At 68.9% G+C, this 25487-nt stretch carries 25 protein-coding genes; 3 read left to right on the forward strand and 22 right to left on the reverse strand.

Annotated elements, in window-relative coordinates; genetic code table 11:
- Positions 1-105: 105 nt before the first annotated feature.
- The 19 genes from KW83_RS00065 to KW83_RS00155 all read right to left on the reverse strand — a co-directional run bounded on the left by KW83_RS00065 (position 106) and on the right by KW83_RS00155 (position 17930).
- Complete coding sequence (locus KW83_RS00065; RefSeq protein ID WP_036172799.1) at positions 106-1320, reverse strand: acetyl-CoA C-acyltransferase; 1215 nt, start codon at positions 1318-1320, stop codon at positions 106-108.
- Positions 1321-1372: 52 nt separating this feature from the next.
- On the reverse strand, positions 1373-2728 hold the full coding sequence (locus tag KW83_RS00070; protein ID WP_036172801.1) for a TRAP transporter large permease: 1356 nt from the start codon (positions 2726-2728) through the stop codon (positions 1373-1375).
- Positions 2728-4089: a TRAP transporter small permease subunit gene (locus KW83_RS00075; RefSeq protein WP_081904381.1), complete on the reverse strand. Its 1362-nt coding sequence runs from the start codon at positions 4087-4089 to the stop codon at positions 2728-2730. The genes KW83_RS00070 and KW83_RS00075 overlap by 1 nt, the downstream gene beginning before the upstream one ends.
- 82 nt (positions 4090-4171) lie before the next feature.
- Positions 4172-5266, reverse strand: a complete 1095-nt coding sequence (gene dctP / locus KW83_RS00080; RefSeq protein ID WP_036172803.1) for a TRAP transporter substrate-binding protein DctP — start codon at positions 5264-5266, stop codon at positions 4172-4174.
- A 200-nt stretch (positions 5267-5466) separates the two neighbouring features.
- Positions 5467-7113 (reverse strand): glycoside hydrolase family 13 protein, encoded by a 1647-nt coding sequence (locus KW83_RS00085; protein ID WP_036172806.1) that lies wholly within the window; start codon positions 7111-7113, stop codon positions 5467-5469.
- 109 nt (positions 7114-7222) lie between these two features.
- Positions 7223-7615, reverse strand: coding sequence for a hypothetical protein (locus tag KW83_RS20830; protein WP_161785426.1), 393 nt, complete (start codon positions 7613-7615; stop codon positions 7223-7225).
- Positions 7616-8129: 514 nt separating this feature from the next.
- Positions 8130-10463 (reverse strand): aldehyde dehydrogenase family protein, encoded by a 2334-nt coding sequence (locus tag KW83_RS00090; RefSeq protein WP_036172808.1) that lies wholly within the window; start codon positions 10461-10463, stop codon positions 8130-8132.
- A 7-nt stretch (positions 10464-10470) separates the two neighbouring features.
- Complete coding sequence (deoC, locus tag KW83_RS00095; RefSeq protein WP_051928055.1) at positions 10471-11466, reverse strand: deoxyribose-phosphate aldolase; 996 nt, start codon at positions 11464-11466, stop codon at positions 10471-10473.
- 108 nt (positions 11467-11574) lie between these two features.
- On the reverse strand, positions 11575-12183 hold the full coding sequence (ureG, locus tag KW83_RS00100) for an urease accessory protein UreG (RefSeq protein ID WP_036172811.1): 609 nt from the start codon (positions 12181-12183) through the stop codon (positions 11575-11577).
- Positions 12180-12830, reverse strand: coding sequence for an urease accessory protein UreF (locus KW83_RS00105; RefSeq protein WP_235191326.1), 651 nt, complete (start codon positions 12828-12830; stop codon positions 12180-12182). The genes ureG and KW83_RS00105 overlap by 4 nt, the downstream gene beginning before the upstream one ends.
- Complete coding sequence (locus KW83_RS00110; RefSeq protein WP_235191327.1) at positions 12799-13269, reverse strand: urease accessory protein UreE; 471 nt, start codon at positions 13267-13269, stop codon at positions 12799-12801. Before KW83_RS00110 ends, KW83_RS00105 begins: the two co-directional genes overlap by 32 nt.
- Before the next feature lie 10 nt (positions 13270-13279).
- Entirely contained in the window at positions 13280-13501 is a 222-nt protein-coding gene (locus KW83_RS21290) for a hypothetical protein (protein WP_036172815.1), read from the reverse strand.
- A 111-nt stretch (positions 13502-13612) separates the two neighbouring features.
- Positions 13613-15322 carry an urease subunit alpha gene (gene ureC / locus KW83_RS00120; protein WP_036172818.1) on the reverse strand — a complete coding sequence of 570 codons (1710 nt, stop codon included), beginning with the start codon at positions 15320-15322 and terminating at the stop codon, positions 13613-13615.
- Positions 15323-15436: 114 nt separating this feature from the next.
- Complete coding sequence (locus KW83_RS00125; protein ID WP_235191328.1) at positions 15437-15754, reverse strand: antifreeze protein; 318 nt, start codon at positions 15752-15754, stop codon at positions 15437-15439.
- A gap of 60 nt (positions 15755-15814) precedes the next feature.
- Entirely contained in the window at positions 15815-16165 is a 351-nt protein-coding gene (locus KW83_RS18915; RefSeq protein ID WP_051928060.1) for a lysozyme inhibitor LprI family protein, read from the reverse strand.
- Between the two features lie 158 nt (positions 16166-16323).
- Positions 16324-16629: an urease subunit beta gene (locus KW83_RS00140; RefSeq protein ID WP_036174686.1), complete on the reverse strand. Its 306-nt coding sequence runs from the start codon at positions 16627-16629 to the stop codon at positions 16324-16326.
- A complete protein-coding gene (locus tag KW83_RS00145; RefSeq protein WP_036172821.1) occupies positions 16626-16811 on the reverse strand; it encodes a hypothetical protein in 186 nt (61 codons plus the stop codon). The genes KW83_RS00140 and KW83_RS00145 overlap by 4 nt, the downstream gene beginning before the upstream one ends.
- Before the next feature lie 10 nt (positions 16812-16821).
- Entirely contained in the window at positions 16822-17124 is a 303-nt protein-coding gene (locus KW83_RS00150) for an urease subunit gamma (protein ID WP_036172823.1), read from the reverse strand.
- Between the two features lie 2 nt (positions 17125-17126).
- Positions 17127-17930: an urease accessory protein UreD gene (locus tag KW83_RS00155; RefSeq protein ID WP_036174689.1), complete on the reverse strand. Its 804-nt coding sequence runs from the start codon at positions 17928-17930 to the stop codon at positions 17127-17129.
- 277 nt (positions 17931-18207) lie between these two features.
- Between KW83_RS00155 and KW83_RS00160 the strand changes: the two genes are divergently transcribed.
- The 3 genes from KW83_RS00160 to KW83_RS00170 are packed head-to-tail and all read left to right on the forward strand — an operon-like array spanning position 18208 to position 19929.
- Positions 18208-18870: a class II aldolase/adducin family protein gene (locus KW83_RS00160; RefSeq protein WP_036172826.1), complete on the forward strand. Its 663-nt coding sequence runs from the start codon at positions 18208-18210 to the stop codon at positions 18868-18870.
- Positions 18867-19223, forward strand: a complete 357-nt coding sequence (locus KW83_RS00165) for a CidA/LrgA family protein (protein ID WP_036172828.1) — start codon at positions 18867-18869, stop codon at positions 19221-19223. Before KW83_RS00160 ends, KW83_RS00165 begins: the two co-directional genes overlap by 4 nt.
- Positions 19216-19929 carry an LrgB family protein gene (locus KW83_RS00170; RefSeq protein WP_036172832.1) on the forward strand — a complete coding sequence of 238 codons (714 nt, stop codon included), beginning with the start codon at positions 19216-19218 and terminating at the stop codon, positions 19927-19929. Before KW83_RS00165 ends, KW83_RS00170 begins: the two co-directional genes overlap by 8 nt.
- A 1-nt stretch (position 19930) precedes the next feature.
- On the opposite strand, the gene fdhF is transcribed toward KW83_RS00170, so the two are convergent.
- From fdhF to folD, 3 genes are read right to left on the reverse strand one after another with little or no spacing between them, the layout of a single operon-like run.
- A complete protein-coding gene (gene fdhF / locus KW83_RS00175) occupies positions 19931-22717 on the reverse strand; it encodes a formate dehydrogenase subunit alpha (protein WP_036172835.1) in 2787 nt (928 codons plus the stop codon).
- Positions 22717-24396 (reverse strand): NAD(P)H-dependent oxidoreductase subunit E, encoded by a 1680-nt coding sequence (locus KW83_RS00180; RefSeq protein ID WP_036172837.1) that lies wholly within the window; start codon positions 24394-24396, stop codon positions 22717-22719. The genes fdhF and KW83_RS00180 overlap by 1 nt, the downstream gene beginning before the upstream one ends.
- A 40-nt stretch (positions 24397-24436) precedes the next feature.
- Positions 24437-25327: a bifunctional methylenetetrahydrofolate dehydrogenase/methenyltetrahydrofolate cyclohydrolase FolD gene (gene folD, locus KW83_RS00185; RefSeq protein ID WP_036172840.1), complete on the reverse strand. Its 891-nt coding sequence runs from the start codon at positions 25325-25327 to the stop codon at positions 24437-24439.
- Positions 25328-25487 lie beyond the last annotated feature (160 nt).

The raw sequence follows: 25487 nt of genomic DNA on the forward strand, positions 1-25487 counted from the left end.
GGTCTCTCCCATCCACTTGGATGTTGGACGGAGTATAGGGCGCCGCAATGCAAGAGGGGCGGCGCGGTTTTCCGCCCGCCCCCGCGTCGCCCCGTCCTGCCGCGCTCAGCCCATCGCTTCGATCGCCACCGCCGTCGCTTCACCCCCGCCGATGCAGATCGAGGCGACGCCACGCCGTGCGCCCTGCGCACGCATCGCGCCCAGCAGCGTCACCATGATCCGCGCGCCAGAGGCCCCGATGGGATGGCCCAGCGCGACCGCGCCGCCATGGACGTTCAGCCGGTCGCGGTCGATGCCGATGTCGCGCATGGAAGCCATCGCCACGACCGCGAAGGCCTCGTTGATCTCGAACAGGTCCACGTCGTCGGCGGTCCATCCGATGCGCTCGAAGAGCGCGCGCTTGGCAAAGATCGGCGCGGTGGTGAACCAGCCCGGCGCTCCGGCGTGGGCGGCATGGCCGACGATCCGGGCAAGCGGCGCCAGGCCCAAGGCCTCTGCCCGAGAGGCCCGCGTGAGGACCAGCGCCGCGGCGCCGTCGTTGATGGACGAGGACGAGGCCGCCGTGATCGTGCCGTCCGGGGCGAACGCCGGCCGCAGGCCGGGGATCTTTTCGGGGTCGATCCGCTGCGGGCCTTCGTCGGCGGCAATCTCCGTATCGCCCTTGCGGCCCCGCACCGTGACCGGCGCCATCTCCCAGTCGAAGGCGCCGCTCTCGGCGGCCCGCTTGGCGCGGGCGACGCTCTCGATGGCATAGGCGTCCTGGGCATCGCGGGTGAACTGGTAGTGCCGGGCGCAGTCCTCACCGAAGGTGCCCATGGAGCGGCGGGTACCGTCGGGGGCGATGTCGTAGGCGTCCTCCAACCCGTCCAGCATCATGTGGTCGAGCATCCGCCCGTGGCCGATCCGCGCGCCGGAGCGTCCCTCCGGCAGCAGGTAGGGTGCGTTGGTCATGCTCTCCATACCGCCCGCGACGACCACGCTGGCGGACCCGGCCGTGATCGCGTCATGGGCCTGGATGACCGCCTTCATGCCCGATCCGCAGACCTTGGACACGGTCGTGCACGGCACCGATTGCGGCAGACCCGCGCCCAGTGCGGCCTGCCGCGCGGGCGCCTGGCCCAGCCCGGCGGGCAGGACGTTGCCCATCAGCACCTCATCGACATGCTCCGGCGATAGCGCCGCCTGCTCCAGCGCGGCACCGATGGCCCGCGCGCCCAGTGCGGTCGCCGCAACGCCGCGGAACGCGCCCTGGAATGCGCCCAGCGGCGTGCGCCGCGCGGCGACGATCACGATCGGATCGGAGGGGGTACTGGCGGCCATGCATTGTCTCCCGGTCTGGCGGTCCCCCGCAGACTAGCCTGCGGGGGACACCTCATCCATAGACCAGCCGCGGCAGCCAGATGATGACCTGTGGAAACATCATGGCGATCCCCAGCCCCAGGACCTGCAAGCCCAGGAACGGCAAGGCGGACTTGAAGATGTCGCTCATCGGGATTTCCGGAGGCGCCACGCCGCGCAGGTAGAACAGCGCATATCCGAAAGGCGGCGACAGAAAGCTCATCTGCATGTTCACAAGGTAGAGCACCCCGAACCACAGCACCAGGTCATCGGGCGAGTCGAGGCCGAAGCTCTGCGCGCCCAACGCCTTTATGATGGGCACGAAGATCGGCACGCAGAGCAGCAGGATCCCGACCCAATCGAGGAACATGCCCAGGATCACCAGCAGGATCTGCATCAGGATCAGGATGCCCCACGGCCCCAGCCCGGTCGCCGCGAGCGACTCCTGCACGAACTGCTGGCCGCCTTCGAGCACGTAGAGACCGACGAAGATCGTCGCGCCGAACATGATCCAGATCACCATGGCGCTGGCCTTGAGCGTGGTCAGGCACGCCTCTCTTACCGTGGGCCAGTCGAGCTTGCGGTGGATCGCCGCCACGATGAACGCGCCGAAGGTGCCGATGCCCGCGGCCTCGACCGGGGTCGCCACGCCCGAAAAGATCACCCCCAGCACCACGACGATCAGCGCGATGGGGGCGGCCATGTTGCCCAGCAGGCGCAGCTTGTCGCGGTTGGACACGCGCTCTTCCAGCGGGATCGGCGGCCCAAGGGTCGGATCGATCGTGCAGCGCAGGACGCAGTAGCCGATGTAGAACGTCGACAGCATCAGGCCGGGGATCACCGCGCCGATGAACAGCTCTCCCACCGATTGCTCGGCCACGACCGCGTAGATGATCGCCAGGATCGACGGCGGGATCAGGATGCCCAGCGTGCCCCCCGCCATGATCGAGCCCATGGCGATCTTGGGATCGTAGCCGCGCGCCAGCATCGCCGGCAGCGCGATGATGCCCATGGTCACCACCGCCGCGCCGATGACCCCGACCATCGCCGCGAGGATCGTCGAGGCCAGCACCGTCGCCGCCGCGAGTCCCCCCTTCACCCCGCCGAGGATCTTGTAGATCACGTCGAACATGTCGTTGATGATGCCCGCGCGTTCCAGCATCGCCGCCATGAAGATGAACAACGGAATGGCCGAAAGCTGGTAGTTCGTCATCAGCGGGAAGATGCGCGAGGGCACGATGTTGAGCGCCTGCGCATCGCCCAGAACCCACAGGAACACCGTGGCCAGCCCGCCGGTCACGAAGGCGAGCGGCAGCCCCGCCATCAGCAGCGCCAGCAGAGAGCCGAACATGATGAGGGTGAGCCACCCGATGCCGATCTCGATGCCCATCAGGCGGTCTCCCTCATCTCTGCGGCGGCGCCCCTCGGGCCGCGGTCAGGCGGATCGCCGGCCATGATCGCGCGGATGTCCTTGGCGAATTTCGATATGCCCTGAAGGACCAGCAGAAGCCCGCCCAGCACCATCACCCACTTCATCGGCCAGAGCGGGACCTCCCACTCGTTGAAGCTGATCTCGCCCCATCTGATGTTGGGATCGCTCCATTGGTTCAGCCCCCAGCCGGACCAGACCTCGGCCAGTCCGATCTGGCCCCGCGCCCATTCGCTGACCAGCGCGTTGCCGGTGGGCACGGCAAGCGCGTCCATGGCGAAGGTCCAGCTGGTCACCAGCAGGGTTCCGGCGAAGATGAAGAAGAACACCGATGTCAGCAGATCGACCCACGCCTTTCGGCGGCGGCTGAGCGGCGCGTAGAAGATGTCCACCCGCACGTGGGTTTCGGTCAGCATCGCATAGGCGCCCGCGATCAGGTACTGCATCCCGAACATCAGATACATCGATTCATGTACCCAGTTCGTGGGGCTGTTGAACACATAGCGGGCGATGACCTCATAGTAGTACGCGAACACCGCGATCACGGCCCAGTAGGCCGCGAATTCCCCGCAGAACAGCGACAGGCGGTCGATCCAGTTCTCGGCGTATTCGTGGTCGGCCTTGCGGGACTCGGCGGCCTCTGCGTCCCGCAGGCGACGCTCGGCCTCGCTCACGGGATCGTCGGTCAGGGCCGCATTGGCGCGACGCACGAGGATCGGCAGCAGCAGCGCGTCCAGCGCGACGCCGGCCAGCAGCAGCCAGAACGCCACTTTTGACACGTCCGCCCAGAACAGCCGGTCGCCGCGTGCCGCACTCAGCGCCTCGGCCTGCGCCTCGGTGACGGCGCGGGCCTCGGCCAGCCGTTCCTCTCCGCCGTCGATGGTCCGCTGGGCGCGCTCCAACCGGCGCTCTGCCAGCCGCGCCGCGACTGAGCCCTGCTCGGCCTCGGCGACAGACGCGCGGAGCGCTTCGAGGTCGGCGCGCGCTTCCTCGATCCGCGGCTCCTCACGGGCGACGGTCCGTTCGGCGATGCGCACCTTGTTGGCCAGTTCCGACACCGTGGTGCGCGCGTCCTGGCCCTGGCCGTTGGCAATCAGGATCGCGAAGAACACCGGCAGGAACAGCAGGCCCCAGACATTCTTGAGATAGAAGCGGTGCAGACCCAGGATGCCGCCCGTCACCAGGATCATGTAGGCCAGGGGCAGGCTGTAGCGGCGCGTCTGCCTCCGCGCCCGGCGCGACATGACCATGGCGACGGCCGGAAACACGATCAGCCCCACCCAGTAGAGCCAGTGCGGCAGGGAAAAATTCAACGACGGCATGGCGCGACTCCGGCGCAAGGGTTCGTATCGGACGAACGCCGCCCGGAACCTGCGGGCGGCGTCAATGCTCAGTCGGCGGGACTCACTCCAGCGACATGCCTTCGGTCAGGGCCGGGTCGACGTAGCCCAGCGACCCGGACTGCATGTAGTCGAGCTGGATCTTGAACACCCGCGCCGCATCGGGGTCGCGCCGTGCGTAGTCGAACCAGATCGGCACGGCAATCTCCGTCATGATGTCCACGTCGTCCTGGCTCAGGCGCGTGACTTCCACGCCGTCGGCCTCGAACTTCGGCCAGGCCTCCTGGTCGGCGGCCTGGATCGCGGCGTAGTGCATGTCGGAATAGACGTGGGTCTCCATCTCGACGAACTGCTTCATCTGCGGGCTCAGCGCGTCCCACGCGGCCTGTCCCACGGTGATGTCCATGATGTCCACGGGCTGGTAGAGAGACATGAAGCCCGGCGGCCCCATCACGATGTAATCGGTCACCTGGCTGAACCCCAGCGCGTAATTCACCGCCGGGCCCACGTAATCGGCGACGTCGATGGTGCCTTTCTCCAGCGCGGGAAAGATCTCCGACCCCGGCAGGACGGTGGTCTCTGCCCCGATCTCGGAGAACACGTCCGCCACCATGCCGCCGGGCAGGCGCATCTTGCGGCCCGCGAAATCGTCGATCGACCGGATCGGCACCTTGGAATGGATGATGTTGGCATCGTGGTGGACCGGCCCGACGAAGAACATGCCCTGTTTGGCGTAGAGTTCCCGCGCGATGTCGAGCCCGCCAAGGCCGTAGTAGAACGCGTCGAATTCGGACGGCTGACGCAGGCCCAGCGGGATCGAGGTCAGGAACGTCGCCGCGGGGATGATCCCCTGGGCGTAGATGGTGAACGGGTTGATGGCCTCCAGAACGCCGTTCTTGACCGCGTCGTAGAGCTGGAAGTCGCCCACGACGTCATTGGCGCCGAACGGCGTGAACGACAGCTCTCCACCGGTCTTTTCCTGGATGCTGGCGCACCAGTCCTTGAAGATCTGCAATCCCGCGCCCCCGGGCCAGGATGTCTGGATCCGCCAGGTCGTGCCGTTGGCCTGGGCGCCGGCGATATGCGGCGCGGCCAGGCCCGCCGCTCCGGCCATCCCGATCGTGCGAAGCGCCGCCCGGCGGCTGGTGAGTTTGGTCATCGTCGTCCTCCCGTTTTTTTTGCAGAAGACCGTCCGTCGCCTGCGGCTGGGCGCAGGTCCGCTCAGGCCGGCACCGGAGCGCCCGACACCGATCGTGATCTTCCTGTCGGAAATCTACGCACCAATCGCGCCGCTTGACCAGCGGCAGGGCGGCGGTCCGGCACCAAGGTCTTAGACCCGCGATTGCGCAAACCGCGCTGTCAGCGCGCGACGGCGATGGCCTCCCATGGCTCCAGCACGAGCCGCCCGTCGATCCTGTCGCGCGGCCGGACGCTCCAGGACAGCGGCTCTCCGGCGATGGCCAGGGCGTCCGGTACATCGAATTCCGTCACCTCGCCGCTCAGGTTCGCGACGACCGACAGGCGCTCTTGATCCAGTTCCCGGATGTAGGCGACGACGCGCGGGTGGTCCCGTGCCAGGCCGCGGAACCGTCCGTGGGACACCAGCCGCCGCCCGGACCGCGCCGCGATGAGCCGTTGGTAATGCGCGAACACGCCATCGGGGTCGGCGCGGTCGCGCGCGACGTTGATCCGGGGGTAGTCCGGGTTCACCCCGATCCAGGGCGTACCGGTGCTGAAACCCGCGTTGGGTGCGTCGCTCCAATGCACCGGGGTGCGCGACGTGTCGCGCCCGTTCTCGTTCGCGCCCGCCAGAAACGCGTCCCAGGACGTGCCGCGGGCGCGCTCTTCGTCCCAGTGGCCCAGCGTCTCAAGATCGCGGAGCTGCTCCAGCGCGGCGACGCGGGTGTTCGGCATCCCGATCTCTTCGCCCTGATAGACGAAGGGCGTGCCCTTCATCAGGTGGATCGCGGTCGCCAGGCAGCGCGCCGAACGCAACCGCCAGATCCCGTCGTCGCCGTATTTCGACACCTGCCGCGGCAGGTCGTGGTTGGACAGGAAAAGCGCGTTCCACCCGTCATCGGCCAGCGCCTCCTGCCAGCCGAAAAGCTCGTCTTTCAGCGCTGCCAGGTCGCGCGGGCGGGGCTTCCATTTGCCGTGGGTGTCGTCCCAGCCCGCCTTGATGTGGTTGAACTGGAAAACCATGTCCAACTCTTCCCGGTCCGCCCCGCAGTAAAGACGCGCGGTGTCGCGGCTGACGGACCAGCTTTCGCCGATGGTCACCACGTCGCGGCCCCGCAGGGTCTGCCTGTGCATCTCCCGCAGAAATCGGTGCAGGTCCGGCCCTTCCTCGAACGTCCCGGCATCGACGTCCTTGCCGATGAGAGAGATAACATCCATCCGGAATCCAGCGATCCCGCGGGCGAACCACCAGTTCATCATCTCCCATATCTGCTGGCGCAGGGCGGGGGACTGCCAGTTGAGATCCGGCTGAAACGGGGAAAAATAGCCCAGATAGTATTGACCGGCCTCCTCCGACCAGGTCCAGGCCGGACCGCCGAAACAGGCCCTGAGGTCGGTGGGGGGGCCGCCGTCTGGTCCTGCGTCGCGCCAGACATACCAGTCGCGCTCCGGGGCCCCGCGGGACGCCCTTGCGGCGCGGAACCACGCATGGCGGTCGGATGTGTGGTTCACCACCAAGTCCATGACGATGCCGATGCCCCGGGCGCGCGCCTCGGCGATCAGCCGGTCCATGTCGTCGAGCGTCCCATATTCCGGCGCGATCGCCCGGTAGTCGGAGATGTCATAGCCCATGTCGCGCTGCGGCGAGGCGTAGACCGGAGACAGCCACACGAAGCCCACGCCCAGGTCGGCCAAGTGGTCGAGCCGCGCCACGATCCCGGCAAGATCGCCGATCCCGTCGCCGTCCGTGTCCTGAAAACTGCGCGGCCAGATCTGATAGCCGGTGGCGGTCTGCCACCACGGAACGTTCGTTTCGGTTTCGGTCATGGACGGCCTTCCGCCTTCGGGATCTGTTTCGCGGCACGCCAAGGTGTCCCCGGCTCCGGCAGGTGCCCCGCGCTGTCTGTTGCAAAACCTGTCCCGAACGCGGCGCGGATCAAGACGGCTCATCGCCAATGCCGCGCCATCCGCACCGCCCGCCTTTCGTCATGGAGTGCGCCCCTCGGCGTGGACCAATTGAGCGGGTTGAATTGACCGGGAGGGGGCTTTCAGAGGACAGTTCATGCCGAAACGCCATCGCAATTATCGCACCGGGATCAAGCGCCAGGTTGCCGAATATCATGCCGGCGACACCCTGCATGCTCTCGGCCATCGCCACGAGCTGTCGAGAAACCCGATCCGGATCCGAATCGGGAAGGCAGAGGCCGGTGTATCGAATGAAGACGCGGCTGCGGCCCGGTTGCTCGCGGATCGTGAGGCGCGCATCGCGGCCGTCCTGCGCCGCGTCGGACGGCAGGCGCTTGGGATCGGGTTTCCAAAGCGGCGGCACGCTCCGGACCCTTGCAGAAAACGCGCCTGCATCCATGACAACCGGCCCGTCGGCCTTTCCACTAATACCAAACCTTCGACGATATGGCTGAGGGGGTGCCCTGCTTCATCGCGGCATACGACACCCGTCGCCCGCATTCAGCCCCGCCCAGTTCGAGGACCGCAACACCTCCGCACCAGTCAAAACCGCCGCGTGATCCCGTCCACCCCGAGGGGCGCAGTCCATCACGCTCTCCGACATTCACATCTACTGGCACCCCACCCCTTGCGGGCCGGGAATGCGGCCGACGGTCGGCGCTGCATGCGACAGGCAGGCCTCCGCGGCGTCTGACGGGGGCGGATCGGCACAGTGCCGGGCCGGGCGCGGCGCGCCGGGTTCCGGCCGGGCCGCGTCGCCGTCGGCACGGCACGTCCGCGGATCCCGGAAGCGACGCTCCCGACTCCGTTGTGGCGACCGACCCCAGTCCGGCGGCTTGCGCTCCTGCCGGATGCCGGTACGCCCCGAACCGGCCCGGTCACGCCCCGTAGGGCACCCAGACGGTCTTGATCTGCGTGGCACGGTCGAGGAACCCGCGCCCCTGCCCGTCCGGTCCTGCCCAGTCCCGCGCGCCGTCCGCCTCGCACCACACCTGCTTGAGGTTGCCGGCGCTCTCGGTCTGGATCATCCGCGCCTCCGCGCCTACGTAGAACATCCCGTCGACCCCGTCGTGCTGGGCCAGGATCCGGGCCAGCTCGTCCCGCGGGCCGGTGACGATATTGACGACGCCTGCGGGCAGATCGCTGGTCTCCATCACCTGGTAGAGATCGGTCGCGGCCAGCGGCGCGGACTGGGACGGCACCGCCACCACCCGGTTTCCCATGGCGATGGCCGGAAGCACCAGGGACAGGAGCCCGGCAAGGGGCGCCGCCTGCGGACAGACGACGCCCATGACGCCCAGCGGCTCCACCATGCCCAGCGTGACATGGCCCGACACGGTCGCGTGGACAGCGCCGTCCACCTTGTCGGCCTGGGCGCCATACCAGAAGCAGCGGCGGATCGCGGTCTCGACCTCGGCATGTGCCGCCTCTGCCGCCGCGCCCATGGTTTCCAGACGCCCCGCGAACTCCGCCGCGCGAGCCGACAGGTTTTCACCCAGGTAATACAGGATCTGCGCGCGGTTGTGACCGGTGGTCCGACCCCAGGGCGCGGCCTTCGACGCCGCCTCGACGGCGTTGCGGATGTCCTTGCGGTTGCCAAGGCCCGCCAGACCCGCGCCATCGCCCACGCTGTAGACATGGCCTCCGTCGGGCCGCGTCTGCTTGCCGCCGATGAACAGCTTCGCCGTCCGGTCGATGCCCCCCGGCCCGCGCGCCGCCGGCGTCGCGTCCGGTGCGGGCGGTGCCGCACCCGATCCCTCTCGCGCGTCGTCCCGCAGGTAGGCGCGCATGCCCACGCGACCGCCTTCGCGGCCGAAGCCGCTCTCGCGGTAGCCGCCAAAGGGCGCACCCGCGTCGAAGAGATTGGTGCCGTTCACCCAGACAACGCCCGCCTTCACCTGGCCGGCCACGTCCATCGCCTGGGTCACGGTTTCCGACCAGATCGAGGCGGCGAGCCCGTAGGCGGTGTTGTTGGCCAGCGCCACCGCGTCCTGTGGGCTGCGGAACGATGTGACGGTGACGACGGGGCCGAAGATCTCCTCGGTCGCCAGGACCGACGCGGGCTGCACGTCCAACGCGATGGTGGGCGGGTAAAAGCATCCCTCGGGCGCGGTGCCCTGCACGATGCCCGCGCCCTCTGACCGGCCCTGCTCGACCAGGGCGCGGATCCGCGCCAGCTGGTCGGGATGCACGATGGCGCCAAGGTCGGTGTTCTTGTCCAGCGGATCGCCGGTCACAAGCTTGCCCATCCGCGCGGTCAGGCGGTCGACGAAGCGCGCCTCCACCGACTCGGCCACCAGCACCCGCGAGCCGGCGCAGCAGACCTGTCCCTGGTTGAACCAGATCGCGTCGACGACGCCCTCGACAGCCGCATCCAGGTCGGCGTCCTCGAACACGATGAACGGCGACTTGCCGCCCAGTTCCAGCGTCAGCCCCTTGCCGGTCCCGGCGGTCGCGCGCCGGATCTGGCGGCCCACATCGGTGGAGCCTGTGAACGCCACCTTGTCCACGTCCTCATGCCGGACCAGCGCCGCACCCGTGGTGCCGTCGCCGGTGACGATGTTCAGAACCCCGTCCGGCAGGCCGCATTCCCGCGCGATCTCGGCAAAGGCCAGCGCGGTCAGGGGGGTGTATTCGGCCGGCTTCAGCACGACGGTGTTGCCGGCGGCCAGCGCCGGCGCGACCTTCCACGACAGCATCAGGAGCGGGAAGTTCCACGGAATCACCTGACCGCAGACGCCCCAGGGCCGCGCGCCCGAAAACGTGTCCTCTAGGATCTCGGCCCAGCCCGCGTGGTGGTAGAAGTGCCGGGCGACCAGCGGCACGTCGATGTCCCGGCTTTCCCGGATCGGCTTGCCGCTGTCCAGCGTCTCCAGCACCGCCAGGAACCGCGCGCGCTGCTGGACATGCCGGGCCAGCGCATAGAGATGCCGCGCCCGGCCGTGGCAGCCCAGCGCCCACCAGCCCGGCTGTGCCGCCCGCGCCGCGGCGACGGCCCGGTCCACGTCCGCCCCGGACCCCTGCGCCACCCGCGCGATCTCCGCGCCCGTGGCCGGGTTCGTCACCGCGAAACCGTCGCCGGGATCGCCGAACGCGCCGCCGATGAAATGCCCGAAGCCCGCGTCGTGCCCCGCCAGCCAGTCGGTTGCCACCGAGCGGTCCTCCGGGGCGGGGCCGTACTCCATCGTGCTCAGTATCTCGGTGATCTGCATCTGTCCCTCACGACGTCGCATGGCGATGGGAGGCGGCGTAGCGCCCGGTGACATGGTGCTCCAGCTGACGCTCTATGTCGGCCAGCATGGAGGACGCGCCGAAGCGGAACAGGTCCGGCTCCAGCCAGTCGCGGCCCAGCTCCTCCTTCATCAGCACCTGCCACTGGATCGCCTCCTTGGCCGACTTGATCCCGCCGGCGGGCTTGAACCCGATCCGGTGGCCGGTCGCGGCCCCGTAGTCGCGCAAGGCGCGCACCATGGTCAGCGACACCGGAAGCGTGGCGTTCACGCCCTCCTTGCCGGTGGAGGTCTTGATGAAATCCGCCCCCGCCTGCATCGCCACCATGGAGGCGGCATAGACGCGGGTGAGCGTTCCCAGCTCTCCGGTGGCGAGGATCGCCTTGAGATGGGCCGGACCGCAGGCAGCGCGCATCGCCGCGATCTCGTCATGGAGCGCGGGCCAGTCGCCCGACAGCACATGGGCGCGGGTGATCACGATGTCGATCTCTGCGGCCCCTTGCGCCACCGCCCACTCGATCTCCTGCAGGCGCAGGTGCAGCGGCATGAGGCCGGCGGGAAAGCCGGTGGCGACGCTGGCCACCGGGATGCCGGAACCGTCCAGAGCCGCCGCGGCGTGGTGCACCATGGTGGGATAGACGCAGACCGCGCCGACCCGCAGGCCCATGTCGGCGATGCCCAGCCCGTCCGCGATCCTGGGCGCGATCGGGACACGGGCCTTGGCGCAGAGCCGCCGGACCCGACCGGCCGTGTCGTCTCCGGCCAGGGTGGTGAGGTCGATGAGCCGCACCGCGTTGACGAGCCAGGCCGCCTGATGGAGCTTCTTCACCGACCGCCGTGCGCCGAACGCCGCGGCGCGCTTTTCCGCGGCGGGCCGGTTGACGCGGATCCCTTCGAACATGGCGGTATCGAGCGACTGGCCGGGGTTGCGGGCAGGCGTGGCTGTCGTGGCGGGCAACGCACCGGCGGTTATCGCGGGATCCATGGAACCTCCTTGCGGTCGTCCGCAGGCTGCTCCAAACCGCGCCGGCTGTCCACGCCCGCCGATGCGTCACGCACGGCACCGGCGCCGAATTTTCGACGAAAATTCGCCTCAGAGACCGCCGAGGGTCTCCAGAAGGGCCGCGATCTCGGTCACGCCCGCACCGTCCCTCAGCTTCGCGAAGACCACCGGCAGGTCGCCCCGCATCCGGGCCGCGTCCCGGGCCATGACCTCCAGCGAGGCACCCACATGAGGGGCAAGATCGGTCTTGTTGATCACCAGAATGTCCGAGCGGGTGATGGCCGGCCCGCCCTTGCGCGGGATCTCCTCTCCCGCGGCCACGTCGATCACGTAGACCGTCACATCCGCCAGTTCCGGGCTGAACGTGGCCGACAGGTTGTCGCCGCCGGATTCGATCAGGATCGCCTGCAGATCACCATGCCGGGCGCGCATGTCGGCCACGGCGGCCAGATTGATCGACGCATCCTCCCGGATCGCCGTATGCGGGCAGCCGCCGGTCTGGACGCCGATGATCCGGTCGCCGGGCAGGATCTGCATCCGCATCAGCGCCTCTGCATCCTCCTGCGTGTAGATGTCGTTGGTGATGACGCCGATGGAGCGGCCCGGATGCCAGTGGCGTGCCAGGCCTGCGGTCAGCGTGGTCTTGCCCGCGCCGACCGGACCGCCGATGCCGATGCGCAGGGGACCGTTCGCGCTCATGTCCGGAACACCTTCACATGCTTCACCTCATGCCGCTGGGACGCGATATCCGACAGGAACGCCGCGCCGGAAAGCGCCGTCAGCCCGGCATGGGACGCCTCCGCCCCGACCGCGCGGCAGAGCGGACGGAGACGGGCGAGAATGCCCTGCGCCTCGGTCTGTCCGACCGGCGCAAGGCGTTGCGCGGCAGAGACCAGCGCCCCGGCCATGGCCTGCAGGTACATCGCCGCGGCGAGTGTCCGCGGCAGGCCGGACGCCCGTGCCGCACGGCCCACGGCAACCGGGTAGGCCACCGGATCCGCCGCGCCGCCTTCCGCGGCCGCGATCGTGGCGGCAAAGGCCCGGCCCTGGTCCAGCGTTTCCGTGAGACGGCCGGCGCCGGCAGCGAAGGCCCGCGCGGCGGTGTCGGCTTGGGCCCAGTCGTCGAATGCGGCGCCCAGCAGCACCGCGTCGCCCCGGCCGCCGCCCAGTTCGATGACGTCCCGCACCCAGAGCTCCAGCGAGGCCGCGCCGCCAACCCGCCCCTCTGCCACCGCCAGTTCCAGCCCGTGGGAATAGGCGAAGGCGCCCACCGGATAGCCTGGAGAGAGCCAGCTTTGCAGAGTCAGGACCGCCTCAACCGTGGGAATGGGCATGGTTGTGCTCATGGGAATGATCGTGGCCGTGGGTGCGGCCGTGGCCGTAGGCGCCGCGCTCCGGCACGAAGGGCGCGGTTATGCGTGTGACCTCCAGGCCCAGGCGGGCCAGCATGTCGGCCATGATCGGGTCGTCCTGGATCAGCAGTCGGTCCGGACCGATCTGGCAGGGCGCGTGGCGGTTGCCGATATGCCATGCCGCGCGGGTGAGGTCGCCGCGGACGGCCAGCAGCGGCTCTTCCGCCGCCACGACGGCCACACGGCTGCCGTCGTCCAGGTCGAAACGATCGCCTTGATTCAGAGACACCGTCTGCGGCAGATCGACCAGGAACGCCCGGCCCCGATCCGTCTCCAGCCGCTTGCGGCGCAGGAACCGCCCGGCGTAGTCGAGCGTCACCCGCTCCTCTGCCGCGCCCTGCCCCACGCGGCCCGCGACGGGCAGCGCGCTCACGAGCCGGCCCTCAGAAGAAGAAGCGGTCGCGGTAGACGTGGCGGATGATCTGGTCGCGCGCGATCCCGCGACGGGCCAGTTCCGCGTCGGACATGTCCCGAAGCGCGTTGATCTCGCCGGTGCGCGCATGGGCTTCCATGAACGATTCCATCCAGGCGCCGAACTTGGCGCCCAGGTCGCGCAGCGGGCGGCGGGTCCGCGCGCGATCGTCGGAATAGGTAAGCGATGCCATGAGAGGCTCCTTCAACTCGCGTCTTCCTCCCTTGGCAGGACAGGTAAGGAACGCCGCGACGCAGCACCATGGCCGGATCCGCATTGCCGGGTTGCATCGTGCTCATCCCTCTCAGAACAGGAAATATCGCTGCGCCATGGGCAGGACCTCTGCCGGCGCGCAGGTCAGAAGTTCCCCGTCGGCGCGGACCTCGTAGGTTTCGGGATCGACCTCGACCATGGGCAGCGCGTCGTTCAGGATCAGGTCCCGCTTGCCGATGCCGCGCGTACCGCGCACCGCCGCTACGTCACGCGCAAGGCCCAGCGTGGCGCCGATCCCCGCGGCCTCGGCCGCCTGGCTCACGAAGGCCACCGCGGAACGTTCGACCGCCCGCCCCATGGCGCCGAACATCGGCCGCGAATAGACCGGCTGCGGCGTCGGGATCGAGGCATTGGGGTCGCCCATCTGCGCCACCGCGATGGACCCGCCCAGCAGCACCATCATCGGCTTGACCCCGAAGAACGCTGGATCCCACAGCACCAGGTCGGCCCGCTTGCCCACCTCGACCGAGCCGATCTCATGGCTCATCCCGTGGGCGATCGCGGGGTTGATGGTGTATTTGGCAATGTAGCGGCGGACGCGCAGGTTGTCGTTGTCGCCGGTCTCGCCCGCCAGGCGGCCGCGCTGCTTTCGCATCTTGTCGGCGGTCTGCCAGGTGCGGATCAGCACCTCCCCCACCCGCCCCATCGCCTGGCTGTCGCTCGCGATGATCGAGAACGCGCCCATGTCGTGCAGGATGTCCTCGGCGGCGATGGTCTCGCGCCGGATCCGGCTCTCGGCGAAGGCGATATCCTCGGGGATGGATTTCGACAGATGATGGCAGACCATCAGCATGTCGAGATGCTCCTCGATCGTGTTCGCCGTGAAGGGCCGCGTCGGGTTGGTCGAGGACGGCAGCATATTGGCGTCGCCGCAGATCTTGATGATGTCGGGGGCATGGCCGCCGCCCGCCCCCTCGGTATGGAAGGCATGGATGGTGCGGCCCGCGATGGCGTCCACGGTGGACTCCACGAAGCCGCTCTCGTTCAGCGTGTCGGTGTGGATCATCACCTGCACGTCCCAATCGTCCGCCACCGACAGGCAGCAGTCGATGGCGGCGGGCGTCGTTCCCCAATCCTCGTGCAATTTCAGCGCGCAGGCGCCGCCCTCGACCATCTCCACCAGCGCGTCGGGACGCGAGGCGTTGCCCTTGCCCGCCAGCCCGACGTTCATCGGCACGCCGTCCAGCGCCTGCAACATCCGCCCGATATGCCAAGGTCCCGGCGTGCAGGTGGTGGCGAGCGTTCCATGGGCCGGGCCGGTGCCGCCCCCCAGCATGGTGGTCACGCCGGAATGAAGCGCGTCCTCGATCTGCTGCGGGCAGATGAAATGAATGTGGCTGTCGAACGCGCCGGCGGTCAGGATCCGCCCTTCTCCGGCGATGATCTCCGTCCCCGGTCCGATGACGATGTCAACGCCGGACTGGGTGTCGGGATTGCCGGCCTTGCCGATGCCGGCGATCCGCCCCTCTCGCAGGCCCACGTCCGCCTTGTAGATGCCGGAATGATCCAGAATCAGCGCGTTGGTGATGACGGTGTCCATGGCGCCCTCAGCGCGCGAGGCTTGGGACTGTCCCATCCCGTCCCGGATCACCTTGCCGCCGCCGAACTTCACCTCTTCGCCGTAGCTGGTCAGGTCGCGCTCCACCTCCACGATCAAGTCGGTGTCGGCCAGCCGCAATCTGTCGCCGGTGGTGGGCCCGAACATCCCGGCGTAGTCTTGGCGTGATATGGTTGCGGGCATGGTCCCTCCGTCGTTTGGGACCATCCAAGACAGCCGGACCGCGGAGGGCAAGCCCGCTGGCGAACGCGGCCCTGCCCCGACCGGGCGCTGCCCGAATTTAAGGCAAGGCCTGTGTCAGCGACGCTTGGACAGGCGGCGCTGGTTGGACCGGGTCTTGCCGCCGATCGGCTTCAACCAGGCAGCAGCGACCAGGTCCGGCGTCTTGCCAGCGATCATCGCAGCCATTGCGCCTTGCTGCGCCGCAGCGAAGGCGGGCCCCTTCTCCATCGTCATGCGCCAGTTTTCGGACGGTGCGACAGGCCAGAATCCCATCATTCCGAGGACGCGGTAAGTCACAACCGCCTGAGCTTCCATCATCATCCGCATCGCCCCAATCGTGGTATCCATGTAGCCTTGGCCGTACATTTTCTGTTCCTTCACTGCGTTGCGCATCAATATAATGCTGCAACCGCGAAAAGCGAGGGAGGGGCGAAACCGTCTACCACCCGAAGGTCACTGCGCCACGATTCGCAGTTCCTGATTCCGGGCGCGCGTCATCTCTTCCATACAGGACCAGTAGTACATCGCCGCGGCACTGCCGCCGCTGTCCAGTTCCGGCTCGCACCGTGCGTCGCGCAGGCGCAGCCACTCCCGCTGGCTGTCGAGCAACGCCTGGCCGTGACCGCGCGCATCCGCCGCAGGCTTCGCCGCGCTCCAGAGCCGATTCAACTCCGCATCCGCGGTCTCCCACCGGTCCTTGGCGCAGACGTTGATCTCTATCTGGGTGTTTCCGCTGCACTCCGGCTGCGCGGATGCGGCGATGGGCAGAAGCCAAAGGGTTGCTGCAAGGACGGGTCGGATCATCGGGGGGCCTCCGGTGCGAACGGTCGGCCCAACCTAGCCTGCCGCACCGTGCTGCGATATGCGAAAGGCGGCGCGTTCACAGCGTCTTCATCGCTGTGAAACAGGGCCGGGACACGCGGCGGCGCTCCTTTACACGCCCCGATGGAATTTTCTCCGCGTCAAAGCGGACCCATCACCTCCTGGCGGAATCCCGTAACCCGGCGGCCGCCGCCGTAGGGGATGACCCGGACCTGACGCCTCTGTCCGGGCTCGAAACGGACGGCCGTCCCGGCCGCGATGTCGAGCCGGCAGCCCCTGGCCGCGGCGCGGTCGAACTCCAGCGCCGGATTGGCCTCGGCGAAATGATAGTGGCTGCCCACCTGCACCGGGCGATCGCCGGTATTGGCCACCATCAGCGTCACCGACGCCCTTCCTTCGTTCAGGGTGATGTCGCCCTCGGCCGGGAACAGCTCTCCGGGGATCACCGGCGCCATCCCCGCAGCCCGCCGGCGCGTGCCAGCACCGCGGTCAGGATCACCGCGACGCCCAGCGCGACCGGCAGCCATGACGCATCGGCAGCCGGGTCGGCATGGGCGCCGAACTGAACGCCGGGATGGGCCAGAACGGGTCCGGCGGACAGGACGAAAACGGGGATGTAACGCAGCATGGGGATCTCCTCAGCGGATCGGGTTGTGCACGGTCACCAGCTTGGTGCCGTCGGGGAACGTGGCTTCGACCTGGACGTCGGGGATCATTTCCGGCACGCCGTCCATGCACTGCTCGCGCGTGATGACCTGGGCGCCCGCCTCCATCATGTCGGCGACCGAGCGTCCGTCCCGCGCCCCTTCCACCACCGCATCGGTGATGAGCGCGATAGCCTCCGGATGGTTCAGCTTCACGCCGCGGCCGAGCCGCTTGCGCGCCACCTCCGCGGCCATGGCGACCAGCAGCTTGTCCTTTTCGCGGGGGGTCAACTGCATCTCTAGCTCCTCCAGACAGCCGGCAGGTCGCGGCCCGAAAGCCGCCTCAGGATCGCGGCCAGGGCCACGCGCAGGTCGTACCCGTCTGCGGCCACGATCCGGGCCACCAGCACGTCGGCGCCCAGCATCGATGCGCCGCCCGTGGCGGGCAAGAGCGCGCGCACCGCAGCGAGATGCTCCGCCGCGTCCGGACCGGCCAGCACCAGGCTCGCCATCGCACGCCCGCCCGCGGCCACCGCGGGCCGGTCGAGCGTGGCGAAGACATCGCCTGTCAGGTCAAGACCGTCGAGATAGACCGCCCGCCCGCCGCGGCGGATCTCTACCCGGTCGCGGAAGCGCACATCGCGCAATGTCTCGCCCCGCGCCAGGCGGCCGAAGCAGATCTGCTCGCACCAGAGCACGCGCGCACCCGCGTCCATGTCTACCCGCATCTGGCGGGATAGGCGCGAGCGGTCGAAGATAATCGTCTCCTGCGGCAGCCAGCAGAGCTCGCCGGACACCCGCGCGTCGATCTCGATTTGCCCGGTCTCATCGGGCTGGGCGGCATAGGCCCGCTCGGCGGCCTGGGTGGTGACGGTCAGGCGGGCGCCCGGCGCCACCTCCAGCACCACGCCGAAGCGGTCGCCGCCGGTGATGCCGCCGGCGGTGTTCACCAAAACGACCTGATCGCTGCCGCGGTGGGGGAACAGCGCCTTGAGCGCGCCGGACTGGCGCAGCGCCGTCAGACCGCGTGGGCCGACGCCGATGCGCAGCGCGCCCCGCGCGCGGGGCTGGGTGGCGCCATCAATGACCGCGATATCCTTCATCGCGGCCATCAAGGCAGGTCTGCGCGGCGTGGGCAAGCCGGCTCGCCGTTCCGGGCCGGGCGGGCTAGGTATCGCGACACCCGCCGACGCACGGCGATGAATTTCCGTGCAGAAAGGAAACGCCAATGTCCCATCCACCCGACCCGCGCCCCGAGGGGTCCGCGCCGGCCGTCACGTTCGGCGCAACCCGCAAGGGCCGTCCGGCGCATTCCGCCGGTGCCGTCACGCGCAGCCGTCCCGGCAGGCCGCGACGGCCCGCCGCGTGGGAGCACTGCCGATGACCCCGCCCTACAGCGACGCGGAGACGACCCGCCGGGCGGTCGTAGACGCCTGCCTCTGGATGGGGGCGCGGGGCCTGAACCAGGGCACCTCCGGCAATGTGTCGGTCCGGGCGGGGACGGCGATGCTGATCACGCCCTCCGCGATCCCCTATGACGCGATGGACCCCGAAATGGTCGCGCGCGTGCCCTTGGCGGGCGGGGCGGCCGAGGGTCCGTGCAAGCCATCCTCCGAGTGGCATTTCCACCGCGCGCTCTACCGCGCCCGGCCCGGCATCCATGCGGTCGTCCATGCCCATCCGGCCCATGCGACGGCGCTGTCGATGCTGCGCGCGCCGATCCCCGCCTGCCACTACATGGTCGCGGCATTCGGCGGGCATGACGTACCGGTGGCCGGCTACGCGCTGTTCGGCTCAGAGTCGCTGTCCTCGCATGTGGTCGCCGCCCTACAGGACCGGCAGGGCTGCCTGATGGCCAACCACGGCGCGACCACCACCGGAGAGACCCTGGAACGGGCCCTGTGGCGCATGGAAGAGCTTGAGGTGCTGGCCCGCGGGTTCATCCTGGCGCGCCAGGCCGGCACGCCGCACCTGCTGAGCCGGGAAGAGATCGACGCGACCCTGGCGAAGTTCGAGGACTACGGCCCGAGGCGGGACCGATGATTCGCGCGCTCGCCATTCTGCTTCTGTTCCAACTGGCCGGAGAGACCGTGGCCCGCGGCACGGGACTCCCGCTCCCCGGCCCGGTGCTGGGGCTGGCCGCGCTCTTCGGACTGTTGTTCCTGCGCCCCTCCTTGCGCGATCGGCTGGAGGCCACCGCGACGACACTTCTGGGGCATCTGTCGCTTTTGTTCGTGCCGGCGGGCGTGGGCGTGATCGCGCATCTGGACACGTTCGGACGCGACGGGCCGGCACTTGCGGCGGCACTGGTGGTGTCGACCGCGCTGGCGATCGTGGCGGCGGTGGCGGCCTTCGCGGCCGTCGCCCGTCTGACCGGAGCGCAGGCCGATGAGTGACGCGACCGACCTGTGGTCCTATCTTGCGCAGGAGCCTCTGTTGTGGCTGACCCTGACCCTTGTGACCTATGTCGGCGCCGATGCGCTGGCCACGACGGTCAGGCATCCGCTGGCGAACCCCGTTCTGGTGTCGGTGATCGCCATCGGCGCCGTCCTGCTGGCGACCGGGGTGCCCTATGCGCGCTATTTCGAAGGCGCGCAGTTCGTGCATTTCATGCTGGGTCCGGCAACGGTCGCGCTGGCGCTGCCGCTCTATGCGAACGTGGCAAGGCTGAGGAAGGCTTTGCTGCCGATGCTGGCCGCCCTTGTCGCAGGCTCGCTGACCGCGATCCTGTCGGCGCTGGGGATCGCCCGGGCGCTGGGGGTACGGGGCGAGACGCTGCTCTCCCTCGCGCCGAAATCCGCCACGGCGCCGGTGGCGCTGGGGGTCTCCGAACAGATCGGCGGACTGCCGTCTTTGACGGCCGTCCTGGTGATCCTGACGGGCATCATCGGCGCGGTGATCTCGACCCCGATGCTGAACGCCCTGCGCTTCACCGACTGGCGCGCACGGGGGTTCGCGGTGGGCATCGCCGCCCACGGCATCGGAACCGCCCATGCGTTCCGCGTCCACTCCACCGCCGGCGCCTTCGCGGGTATCGGCATGGGGCTGAACGCCATGCTCACGGCCGTGCTGGCGCCGCTGATCGTGACTCTCTTCTTCTAGGCTACTCCGCCGCGACCTGGACACCGGACACCCGGGCGGCGCAGAACTTGAACTCCGGGATCTTGCCGTAGGGGTCGAGTTGCGGGTTGGTAAGCATGTTGGCGGCCGACTCCACGAAGCAGAACGGCATGAAAACCATGTTGTCGGCCACCTCTCGGTCCGCGCGCAGCACCGCCGCGACCCGGCCCCTCCGGGTTTCCACCGTCACGGCCTGGCCCGCGGACAGACCCATCCGGGCGATCTGGCCGGGGTTCATCGAGGCGATCCCCTCTGGCTCCAGCGCGTCGAGGACATCGGAGGTCCGCGTCATCGCCCCGGTGTGCCAGTGCTCCAGCAGGCGGCCCGTGGTCAGCACCATGGGGTATTCGGCATCGGGAGTCTCGTCGGGGGGGAGCAGATCCACGGGCACCAGCCTGCCCCGGCCGTCCTTGGTGGGGAAGCCGTCGGTGAAGATCACCCATTCCTGCGCCGCGCCCTTCAGCGGATAGGTGACCGAGCCCTCCGCCTCGATCATGTCCCAGGTGATGCCCTTCAGCGACGGCATGAGCGACGCCATCTCGGCATAGACATCCGACACGTCGCCGTAGGACCAGTCCAGGCCGCAACGGGCGCCGAGGTCCACGATGATCTCCAGGTCCTGGCGCGCCTGTCCCGGCGGGGCCATGGCGGGCCGGCCCATCTGCACCTGTCGGTTGGTGTTGGTATAGGTGCCGCGCTTTTCGGCATGGGCGCTGGCGGGCAGGATCACATCCGCGAAATGGCAGGTCTCGGTGAAGAAGATGTCCTGCACCACCAGATGCTCCAGCTTCGACAGCGCACCCCTCGCATGGGTCTGGTCGGGGTCGGACATGGCCGGGTTCTCGCCCATGACATACATCGCCTTGACGTCGCCGGCATGGATCGCGTGCACGATCTCGACGACGGTGAGGCCCGCCTTGGCGTCCAGCGACCGGCCCCAGGCGTCCTCGAACCGGGCGCGCACGTCCGGGTTGTCGACGCGCACGTAGTCGGGAAAGCTCATCGGGATCAGGCCCGCGTCCGACGCGCCCTGAACGTTGTTCTGGCCCCTCAGCGGGTGCAGCCCGGTGCCCGGTCGCCCGATCTGCCCGGTGATCAGCGCCAGCGCGATCAGGCAGCGCGAATTGTCGGTGCCGTGGACATGCTGGCTGATGCCCATCCCCCAGAAGATCATCGACCGCTGTGAGGTGGCGTAGAGGCGCGCGACCTCGCGGATGGTTTCGGCGTCGATGCCGCAGGTGGGCGCCATGGCCTCGGGAGAGAAGTCGCGCACCTTGTCCTTGAGCGCCTCGAACTCCGAGACATGGGCCTGGATATACTGCGCGTCGTAGAGCTTTTCGGCAACGATCACATGCAGCATCGCGTTCAGCAGCGCCACATCCGTGCCGGGCGTGAACTTCAGGGCGTACTCCGCGTGGCGCGACATCTCCTGCCCGCGGGGGTCGATGACGACGATCTTCGTTCCCTCCTTGGCCGCGCGCTTGAAGTAGGTGGCGGCCACGGGGTGATTGGTGGCGGGGCGCGCGCCGATGATGATGACGCAATCGGCCTTGTGCGCGTCCATGAACGGGGCCGACACGGCGCCCGAGCCGACCCCCTCCAGCAGCGCCGAGACCGAGGACGCGTGGCACAGCCGCGTGCAGTGATCGACGTTGTTGGTGCCGAACCCCGCACGGATCAGCTTCTGGAACAGGTAGGCTTCCTCGTTCGAGCCCTTGGCAGAGCCGAATCCGGCGATGGCCCCGCCGCCGTCGCGGTCGCGAACGGTCGTCAACCCGCGGGCGGCGGCCTCCATCGCCTCCTCCCATGTCGCCTCACGGAACATTTCCATCGGGTCCCGGGAAAAGTCGGGCGCCGCCTCCTTGGGCGCGTCGTCCCGCCGGACCAGCGGGACGGACAGCCGGTCCGGGCTCATCGCATAGTCGTAGCCGAAGCGCCCCTTGACGCAGAGACGATTCTCGTTCGACGGGCCGTCGCGCCCGTCCACGCGCACGATCCGCCCATCGGCGACCGAGACCTCCGTCTGGCAGCCGACGCCGCAGAACGGACAGACGCTGGCCACGGTTTCGATGGCTTTTTCCGGCACCTCGCGGGTCCGGTTCGCGCCGTCCAGCAGGCTCTTTTCCATCAGCGCGCCGGTGGGGCAGGCCTGCACGCATTCGCCGCAGGTCACGCAGGTGGACAGGCCCATGGGGTCGTGCTGGTCGAAGACCGGGATGGTGTGGTGGCCGCGGTCCGCCATGCCCATGACGTCGTTGACCTGAACCTCGCGGCAGGCGCGGACGCACAGGTTGCAGGCGATGCAGGCGTCGAGATTGACCGCGATGGCGGGGTTGGTGGCGTCGTGCTCCGGCACCGCGCCATGGCCGAACTTCGAGGGCAGCCGCCCCCCCGTCACCCGGTCCGAAATGCCCATGTCCCGCGCCCAGAGCCAGAAGGGCGCCTCTCCGTCGGCGCTGTCCTGGGGCGCGCCCATGTCCGCGCCCAGCATCTCGAACACCATCTCGCGCGATTTCCGCGCCCGGTCGGTGTCGGTGCGCACGACCATGCCGTCCTCGACCCGGCGGTGACAGGAGGCGGCGAGCACGCGGTCGCCTTCGACCTCCACCATGCAGGAGCGGCAGTTGCCGTCGGCCCGGTAGCCCGGCGCGTCGCGCCAGCACAGATGCGGGATGGTGGTGCCGTGCCGCTGTGCCACCTGCCAGATCGTCTGACCGGTTTCCGCTTCGATTTCAACGCCGTCTAGCGTGAGTTTCACACGGTCTGACATCACAGATCCTCGCGGAAATACTGGAGAAGATGGGCCACGGGGTTCGGCGCCGCCTGGCCCAGACCGCAGATCGAGGCATCGCGCATGACCTGTTGCAGATCGGCGACCGCATCCTCGTCCAGCCGGTCCCGGCGCAGGAGCTGGGCCAGCTTCTCGGTGCCGCCGCGGCATGGTGTGCACTGGCCGCAGGACTCATGGGCGAAAAAGTCGATCAGGTTCAGCACGACGTCCTTGATGTTGTCCTGCTGGCTGAAGATCACGACGGCATGGCTGCCGACGAAGGCGTCCAGCGCGGCCAGGTCGCCGCCGAAATCGAGCGGCACGTCGCCCCTGGAGGCCGGCAGCACCCCGCCGGAGGCACCGCCCGGCAGATAGGCCTTGAAGTCGTGGCCCTCCTGCATCCCGCCGCAGGCCGCGATCAGTTCCCGCGCGGTCGATCCCGCGGCGGCCTGGACCACGCCCGCGTTCCGCACCCGGCCCGACACGGACCAGGAGCGCAGGCCGGGGTGCCCCTCTTTTCCCAGGTCGCGGAACCAGTCGATCCCGTTGGCCAGGATCTGCGGCACCCAGTAGAGCGTTTCCACGTTGTTGTTGAGCGTGGGCCGGCCGAAGAGACCGACCTGCCCGATAAAGGGCGGACGCAGACGCGGCAGGCCGCGCTTGCCCTCGATGGATTCGACCATCGCCGATTCCTCGCCGCAGATATAGGCGCCGGCGCCGCGGCGCATCTCTATGAAGTCGGGCGGGGCCAGGCCGGCCTCTTCCAGGGCGCGGATCTCGCGGCGCATGATCTCGATCGCGGCAGGATATTCGGCGCGCATGTAGAGGTAGATGCGCGTGGCCTCGACGCAATGCGCGGCGATCAGGGCGCCTTCGAGCATGGCATGGGGGTTCCGCTCCATGTGGTAGCGGTCCTTGAAGGTACCGGGCTCGCCCTCGTCGGCGTTGATCGTCATGAGCCGCGGGCCGGGGTTCTTGCGGACCAGCTCCCATTTCTTGCCCGTCGAAAAGCCCGCGCCGCCCAGGCCGCGCAGGCAGGAGTCCTGAAGTTCGGCAATGACTTGCGCGATGGTGATGCCGCCCTCGCGCAGTCGCCGGATCTGCGCGTAGCCGCCTTCGGCGCGGTACGCCGCAAGGTCTCTGTAGCCGGGCAGCGCCACGCCGGTCGCACCGGTCCGGGCCATGGTCGTCAGCCCGGCCGCGTCGGCCCGGCCGACCTCCCGGTCGCCGACCCGCGCGGCGGGGGCCACGTCGCACCCCCCCATGCAGGGGGCGCGCTGGATGCGGATCCGGGCGGGGTCGGTGCCGGCGCGCATCTCCTCGATCAGACGCTCGGCCCCGGCCATCATGCAGGCGATGCCGTCACAGATGCGGATGGTCAGCGGCGGCGGCGGGGTGTCGCCCTCCTTCACCAGATCGAAATGGTCGTAGAAGGACGCGACCTCATAGACCTCTGCCTGGCCAAGGCGCATGGCTTCGGCCAGCGCCCGGATATGGCGGGCGGAGAGATGGCCGTACCTGTCCTGAATCGCATGGAGGTATTCGATCAGCCGATCACGGGCCGGTGCCGCATCGATCAGCGCGCGGACCTCGGCCAGCGCGGTGTCGTCCAGCATCCGGCCCTTGGTCTTGGCGACCGAGCGGCCGCCCTGCGGAAGCGTGCGCGTCAACTCGTTCATCGTTCATCCTTGTGTGCGGACGCAGTGTCGGGTCGCGGTTTCAGGCTGTCAGCCCCTCCGGTGGTCGTAGGCCGTTGGCGCGGCAGCAGGCGGTCAGCGTATTGGCCAGAAGGCAGGCGATGGTCATGGGTCCGACGCCGCCGGGAACCGGGGTGATGGCGCCGGCGACCTTTTCGGCGCTGTCGAAGTCCACATCGCCCACAAGCCGGTCCCTGTCGCCATCGGGAACGCGGTTGATGCCCACGTCGATGACGGTCGCGCCCGGCTTGATCCAGGCGCCGGGAATCATCCGCGGGCGTCCCACGGCGGCGACAAGAATATCTGCCCGGCCAACGACATCCGGCAGGTTCTTCGTGCGGGAATGGGCGATGGTGACGGTGCAGCTTTCGCCCAGCAGCAGCTGCGCCATGGGCTTGCCGACGATGTTGGAGCGGCCCAGTACCACGGCATCGAGCCCGGCAAGCGATCCGTGATGCTCGCGCAGCATCATCAGGCAGCCCAGCGGCGTGCAGGGCACCATCGCGTCCTGGCCGGCGGCAAGGCGTCCGACGTTGGAGACATGGAACCCGTCCACGTCTTTGTCGGGGGAGATCGCGTCGAGCACCAGGGACGTGTCGATATGCTCCGGGAGCGGAAGTTGCACAAGGATTCCGTGCACTTCTGGCGCGTCGTTGAGAGATTTCACCAGCGCCAGCAGGGTCCCTTGCGGCGTGTCCGCGGCCAGGCGGTGGGTGAAAGATTCCATGCCGCAGTCGACCGTTTGCCGGCCCTTGGACCGGACGTAGACCTGGCTGGCGGGGTCCTCTCCGACCACGACCACGGCGAGTCCGGGGGTCAGGCCGTGGGCGTCCTTCAGCCGGTCCACATGGGCGGCGACGCGTGACCGGATGGTGGCGGCGAAGGCCTTGCCGTCGAGGATCTGGGCGCTCATCCCGCGCTCCCTTGCTGGTTCGGGGCTGGTTCGGGCGCCATCTAGGCCGAACCCCGAGGCGCCGTCCACCGGGCCGGGCCGTGGGGTGCGACCCGTGTCGGACCCGTGTCGGAATCCTGTAGGAGGTTTGTAAGAGGGTGCGCGCGCCGCGTAAGGGGAT

The sequence above is a fragment of the Palleronia rufa genome, assembly GCF_000743715.1.
Classification (GTDB): domain Bacteria; phylum Pseudomonadota; class Alphaproteobacteria; order Rhodobacterales; family Rhodobacteraceae; genus Palleronia; species Palleronia rufa.